The sequence below is a fragment of the Sulfurovum sp. genome (assembly GCF_041562805.1).
Classification (GTDB): domain Bacteria; phylum Campylobacterota; class Campylobacteria; order Campylobacterales; family Sulfurovaceae; genus Sulfurovum.
The window spans coordinates 1-7,068 of sequence record NZ_JBFFOH010000131.1; the positions used below are offsets into that span (position 1 = coordinate 1).

Consider the following 7,068-nt stretch of genomic DNA (forward strand, 5'->3'; position numbering starts at 1 on the left):
AAGTTTGGCTTTTTCTCTATGTAATACTTGACTAGAGAATATCATAGTTAATATAAAATTGATATTAAATAATAATTAATTATATTGCTTTTTAGTAAACGTCACTTTTTAGCCTAATTGGTAGAGCCATAATGAAATCGACGGAAGCATTATAGAGCATCTTTTTATGTTATCTATATAATCTAATACGCTTTTTACATACTTTGAGCTATTATATATGTTATTAGATTTTAACTAAGGTAAGATATGAACGTAAAGAAAAGTGTTTTAGCAGGTATGGCAGTAGCAATGTCATTTTTATTTGTCGGGTGCGGAGATGAGAAGGAAGTGGCTGAGTTTAATAAACCGGCACTTTACTGGTATCAGCAAATAGCCAACAGTATTACCCATGGTAATTTAGATCAGGGAGATTCATATTATATCTCTCTTAAGAGTGAGCATATACGTTCACCGCTTATGCCTACCTCATTGATGATGCTTGCACATGCGCACATGAATAATGAAGAATATTTACTTGCCAACTACTACCTTGATGAGTATAACAAACGTTATGGAGAGTATGAAAGTCGTGAATATACTGACTTTATGAAACTTAAAGCGTCATTCCTAGGGGTAAAAGATGTTTATAAAGACCAAAAACTCATAATGGACAGCATCGTTACGGCTAAAACATATATCAATCGCTACCCAGGTTCTCCTTATGCACCTCTTGTTAATACAATGCTGATAAGATTACATATGAGTCAATATCTGCTCAATGAAAATATTGCTGCACTTTATGACCGTACAGGAAAAGAAGATGCGGCTAAGATCTATAGAGAGAAAAATAAAGGTTCTGTCGTAGAAATGGCTGATATTACGCCTCCTGAACAAGGCATTATCGGTTATGTCTTCGATTAACCTTTGATTTAAGGTGACACTAAAAGCACTTTTTATAGAGTGCTGTGGTGTCTACACTACATATATATAAAACAAAATTAAATATTTTTAAAGGATCCACATTATGCAACTCAGTGATTATGATGCATTTCCTACTACCTTACCGATAATTGTCGAGGATGAACTTTTTCTTTATCCTTTTATGATAAGCCCGATCTTTCTGACAGATCAAAAAGATATAGATGCTGCTACTGATGCGATGGAAAATAACTCTTTACTCTTTGTTACTTCCTCAATACCTGGTAAAGAAGGCATACATGATTTTGATACCATGTATAAGGTAGGTGTTGTCGGTTCCATTATGCGAAAGGTACATATACCAGATGGTAGAGTCAAGATACTGTTTCAAGGACTTGCACGGGGAAAGATAGTTGAACCTCAAGAGGGTCCTTTTAACCGTGCCATCATAGATGTGGTCACGTTAGAGAGTTATAATAAACTCAAAGCAGATGCCTTGATGGATATACTCAGAGATAAAGTAAAAAAACTCTCTGCTTTAAACAGTCAGATACCTGCTGACCTGGTACGTACCATAGAAGAGAATGATGAACCAAACCGTATAGCAGACCTGGTCTCTTCCATGTTGAAACTTGATAAAGAAATCGCTTATGTACTCTATGTTGAACTGAATATAGAAAAACGTTTATTAGGGCTCATTGACATTGTCACATCTGAGATAGAGTCTGCAAAAGTACAACGTGAGATACGTACAAAAGTACATACTAAGATAGAACAGACCAACAAAGAGTACTTCCTTAAAGAGCAACTCAAAGAGATCCAGCAAGAGTTGGGAATGGATACGCAAAGAGAAGAGGAGATAGCGAATTTCAGAGAAAAAATAGCTGAACTCAAACCTCATATGCAAGAAGATGCTTTTAAAGAGATAAGCAAACAGTTAGACCGTTTTGCCCGTATGCATCCTGATTCTGCAGATGCCAATGTACTTCAGAGTTATCTGGAATGGGTACTTGAACTTCCTTTTGGAAAGTTAACGAAGAAAAACCTGAGTGTGCAAGATGTCTCACTTGAACTTGATAAAGACCACTATTCTTTAGAGAAACCTAAAGAGCGTATTGTTGAATTTTTCTCTGTGCGTGAACTGGCACAGCTACGAGGGATCAAACAAAAAGAGACAGGTGGTGTGATACTCTGTTTCGCAGGACCTCCAGGTGTAGGTAAAACTTCTCTGGCCAACTCTATCGCGACTGCATTGGGACGACCACTTGTGCGTATGGCACTGGGTGGACTGGAAGATGTGAACGAGCTTAGAGGACATCGAAGAACATATGTGGGTGCTATGCCTGGACGTTTAGTACAGGGGCTCATCGAAGCAAAAAGTATGGACCCTGTCATCGTATTGGATGAGATAGACAAAGTAGGGCGTAGCATGAGAGGTGATCCGACAGCTGCACTGCTTGAGATTCTTGACCCCGAACAAAACAGTAAGTATAGAGACTATTATCTCAATTTCAATATTGACTTGAGTAAAGCCATTTTTATCGCTACAGCAAATGATGTGGGACGTATACCTGCTCCGTTGCGTGACAGGATGGAATTCATAGGGTTGAACTCTTATACACCTAAAGAGAAGTTTGAAATAGCAAAGCGTTATCTCATACCTCAGGAACTTAAAAAGCATGCGTTGAAGCGTAGAGAATTTTCTATCACGGATAAAGCGCTTAAAATGCTGATTGATGAATATACCAGAGAAGCAGGTGTACGTAATTTACGTCGTAGAATAGCTGGGTTGATGAGAAAAAGTGCAAGAAAACTTTTGGAAGACAAAACAAAAGACGGTATAAGTATCTCAAAAACGAATTTAGAGAAATTTACAGATAAAAAAGTATTTGAGATCTCTTTAGTAGACAGTAACCCGCAAGTCGGAGTTGTCAGCGGGTTGGCTTGGACTGCAGTTGGTGGTGATGTTCTAACGATAGAAGCGATCAAGATCAAAGGGAAGGGTGCATTACAGCTGACCGGTAGTCTAGGTGATGTAATGAAAGAGTCTGTGCGTATCGCACATTCTGTAGTCAAGATACTTATAGACAATGGAGATCTTGCTATTTCACCTTCAATCATACCACACTCTGTAAAAGAGAGAGAAGAACGTATACCTGTGGATGCTAGTGAGGTCTATAAGCGTTATGATCTTCATATCCATGTACCTGAAGGTGCAACACCTAAAGATGGTCCAAGTGCTGGTATTGCGATGGTAAGTGCTATCTCTTCTATTTTAAGTGGACAAAAGATAGACAATAAAGTGGCTATGACAGGTGAAGTGACACTTACCGGAAAAGTATTGCCTATAGGTGGGCTTAAAGAGAAATTGATCGCTGCCTATAAAGCTGGAGTCAAAAAAGCATTGATCCCGATGAAAAATTATGAGCGTGACCTAGATGATATCCCTGATGAAGTAAAGAGTAATGTAAACATTATAGGTGTTTCTCATATTGAAGAAGTGTTGAAAGAGATATTTGTAAAATAAGGGGAAGCTTTTAGTGTGTTTGGCCAGCCTAAAAAAGCTGGGTCAAACATTTAGTGAAGCAATTAATCTGTCCACTGATCTATTTTTTCATATAGTTTATCTTGCATAACAGGTTTACGCAAGAAGTCGTTTGCACCATTGTCAAACACTTCTGTCTTACGTGTATCATCTGTAGAGAGTACGATTACAGGTATATGTGCATTAGACATATCAGATCTGAAGATCTTCAAAAATTCTATCCCGTCTACAACTGGCATCATAATATCCAATAGTATAAGATTGATAGTAGGATCTTTTTTCAATTTATCTAATGCATCAGAACCATTTTCTGCTTCTAAAGCTTCTGTTACTTTTGGATTCTTTTTTAAAAGAGTTTGTAATAGTTTTCTGTTGATGAAGTCATCATCAACAACAAGTACGTTTAATGCCATGTTTCTTATCCTCTATACTTAGTTATTATATTTTCTATCTCGTCTTTAGACGCTGTATTTGAAATGGTTTCACCTTTTTGTACAGCTGCCTCTTGAGGATTATTTGTATTGCTTGATGAAATTATAGCTATATTATCATTAGACTGGCTGATACTCTCTGTAACAAGGTCGGTATCAGTAAAGAGTATGTCATAGTCACCCGATGCCAATTTACTCTCTAGCATGTTCATATCATCCAATGCATCATAGTCATGATCCAGGTTTTCCAGTACTTTTGATAAAACTCTACGAGAAAGTAGGAATTTCTTAGCAATAAGAATCTTTTTCTCTCCCTGAGGCTCAACAAGATCAAGTACAGGTTCCTCGACATTTAGTTCAAGTGGTTCATCAGACATGTCAATAGTAGGGGTAACTACTTCTTCCGGTTCTGGTGTAACGACCTTTACTTCTTCTTTTTTAGCAGGTTCTTTTGTGTGACTGCTTGCCTTGTCTGATAAGAATTTATTTAGTACATAAAGTAATTCTGTTGTTTCAATAGGTTTAGTGATATACTCATCCATCCCCTCAGATAAGAATCTCTCTCTGTCACCTTTAAGTGCATTTGCTGTTAAGGCTACGATAGGGACATGCGCCAACTCTTCATCCTCTTCATAGTCAAGGATCTCATGGGTTGCTTCAATACCATCCATAACAGGCATTTGAATATCCATAAAGAGTAGGTCATAATTTCCACTTCTACGTTTTTCAAATGATTCAAGACCATTATTTGCAATATCAACTGTAATTCCATGTTCTTCAAGTATACGTTTAATGAGTTTCTGGTTAATGATATTATCTTCTGTTACCAATACTTTTGCATCAAATTTAGTCTGCTGTGTTGCCACCGCTTCTTCTGTAAGTTGAGGCGCCACGTTTGCTGTATTGGTTAGGACAGTTTTTAATTTACTGAGTGTAACAGGTTTAAAGATAACATTACTTTGATCTATACCAAGCTCTTCGATCTTATTACGACTTGTGACATTTGCAATAATAATGAGTTTAGATTTATCCATATTCTGAATAGCATCCAACATATTTTGTCTTGCTTTGTCAATATCTATCCAGTAATTTTTACAAGAGTCATTGTAGTCAAGCTCTTTGAGCTCAGATATTGATTCAAAATGTTTGACTGTTGGACCAAAGTATTCAAAATATTTTTCTAGATAGTTGTCTAGTTTTGATGGAATATCTTGCTCATATTTGCCTAAAGTAAGGTCAGTGAATGCATGTGCATAGTTGACCTCAGTAGAGGTAACTTCTTCTAATGGTAATGAGAAGAAGAATGATGTACCGTGGTCTTTAGCACTTTCAAGTTCAAGTTTTCCACCCATAAGTTCAACAAACTGACTAGAAATAGTAAGACCAAGGCCTGTACCACCATATTTTCTTGTAACCGATACATCAGCTTGAGAGAAGGCATCAAATATACGAGATTGTTGGTCTTTGGTCATACCGATCCCGTTATCTTTTACCGTAAACTGAACTCTATTTTCACCATGCTCATCAGTGATTTTAAGGATCTCAAGGTTGATCTCTCCACCATAACTTGTAAATTTAACGGCATTAGAGAGAAGGTTAATGACGATCTCTTTGATCTTCGTTGGGTCACCTTTAAGTTTCGCAGAGATCATTGGATCCATATAGTAGTTAAGGTCAATATTTTTCTCATTTGAAGCAACAGCATAGGTTTCCACTGCACTTTCAAACTCTGCAGCTGCGTCAAAGACAATATTTTCAATCTCGATCTTATTACTTTCGATTTTTGAAAGGTCAAGAATGTTGTTGATAATGCTCAGAAGGTTTTCAGAACTCTTATCAATAATAGAGAGGAATTCATCTTGTTCTTCAGTAAGGTTCGTACTACGTAAGATCTCTGTAAATCCAACAATACCGTTAAGTGGTGTACGAATCTCGTGTGACATGTTCGCAAGGAAAAGAGATTTTGCTTCATTGGCCTGGAGGGCAATGATCTTATCATCTTTTGCTGTGTCAACAAGGTCTTCAAGGAATTTATAGGCTTCTTTTGTACCTTCATGTGTATCGAGATCAATATTTTCGATAGCATGTGTATCTGATGCAAAATAGTCATCACTTGATTTCATCTCTTCAACAGCTTTGTTCAGTACGTCTTCAAGCTCTTTAATGTTTCTTGTAATATCTCTTGCAGTAGTGTATCCAAGGTAAGCCAAAATAAAACTCAGTAACCAGATAGCTGCCGCAATGCCAAGAAGTAGAAGTTGTTTTTGGAGATAGAGGTCACTCTTTTTCCATAAAGCATTAGAAACAACTAGTTCTGCTTTTGAAAGTAATGAGATCTTTTGTGTCTGTAGTGCAAACCAGTCTATAACCTCTTCTGCATAGTCACCATTATCGATATCTGTTTGAATCGCAGATGATGTCATACCAAGTTCGGTCATTATTTCTCTAGCGTTATCATTATAAAGTACTTTTTCAAGCTGTTCACGTAAAACAGGGTTTGTTACTTGTTTAATATCAAATATATTTGCTTTGGTTTTAAACTCATCCCATAAAGCAATCTCATCAAATGCAAGAGAAGATTTCTTAGCCATATAGTATGAAATAAATCCTCTCTCTAGACCACTGTTCTCTTTAGCCGTATAAAGTTGTATGAGCGTACCGATCAGTGATGAGATCTCTGTATCAAGTGCATATGTTTTAAGTGTTAAGATTTTGTCCAGTGTTGGGGTAGATAAACCATCTCTATATGTTTTAAAAAGTGTATTTTTAAAATCTACATCTTCACTGTCTATAGTTTTTCTTGCTTCTGGAAGTTTACCTATATTGGATACAAGTCTTTTATACGGATCGAACGCTGCTATAGTGTTCCCCTCTATAAGTTGAACCAAGAAAGGAAGGTACACTTCTTTTTCTGTGATTACTTCATATTTGAGGTTTTCAAAAGCTTCATCTGTCAGCTCTCGTTGTTTGATTAATGCATCCGTATACTCTTCTTTATCAGTTCCCAAGTATAAAGCAGTTAAGCCACTTTCTTTACCTATGTTGATAAGGGCCTTGTCCAAAGCACCATTGTTGATCAATGTTGTTTTAAGTGCATTTGCTTTTTCATAGTTCACATATGAAGTTACAAAGAAATAACTTGATAGTAGAATGAGTAGGGTAATTGGTACAAGACCAATCAGTTTAAGTCTATTA

General features: G+C 36.7%; 4 protein-coding genes. 2 read left to right on the plus strand and 2 right to left on the minus strand.

The features are described 5' to 3' along the window. Window positions 1-246 precede the first annotated feature (246 nt). Both ABYK33_RS12310 and lon read left to right on the plus strand, forming a co-directional pair. The gene (locus tag ABYK33_RS12310; protein WP_373033542.1) at window positions 247-900 is read left to right on the plus strand and encodes an outer membrane protein assembly factor BamD; all 654 of its coding nucleotides are present in this window, start codon (window positions 247-249) and stop codon (window positions 898-900) included. Window positions 901-1,003: 103 nt separating this feature from the next. Continuing rightward, a complete protein-coding gene (lon, locus tag ABYK33_RS12315; RefSeq protein ID WP_373033543.1) occupies window positions 1,004-3,424 on the plus strand; it encodes an endopeptidase La in 2,421 nt (806 codons plus the stop codon). A gap of 62 nt (window positions 3,425-3,486) precedes the next feature. Here the strand turns inward: lon and ABYK33_RS12320 are convergent, their stop codons facing one another. Both ABYK33_RS12320 and ABYK33_RS12325 read right to left on the minus strand, forming a co-directional pair. Continuing rightward, window positions 3,487-3,855, minus strand: a complete 369-nt coding sequence (locus ABYK33_RS12320) for a PleD family two-component system response regulator (RefSeq protein WP_373033545.1) — start codon at window positions 3,853-3,855, stop codon at window positions 3,487-3,489. A gap of 5 nt (window positions 3,856-3,860) precedes the next feature. Beyond that, on the minus strand, window positions 3,861-7,068 hold a 3,208-nt coding region (locus ABYK33_RS12325), incomplete at its 5' end, for an ATP-binding protein (RefSeq protein WP_373033547.1).

Excerpts from the sequence above, each read along its gene's own strand:
- lon (WP_373033543.1), top strand. The coding sequence starts at position 1,004 with ATGCAACTCAGTGATTATGATGCATTTCCTACTACCTTACCGATAATT.
- ABYK33_RS12320 (WP_373033545.1), bottom strand. The coding sequence starts at position 3,855 with ATGGCATTAAACGTACTTGTTGTTGATGATGACTTCATCAACAGAAAA.
- ABYK33_RS12310 (WP_373033542.1), top strand. The coding sequence starts at position 247 with ATGAACGTAAAGAAAAGTGTTTTAGCAGGTATGGCAGTAGCAATGTCA.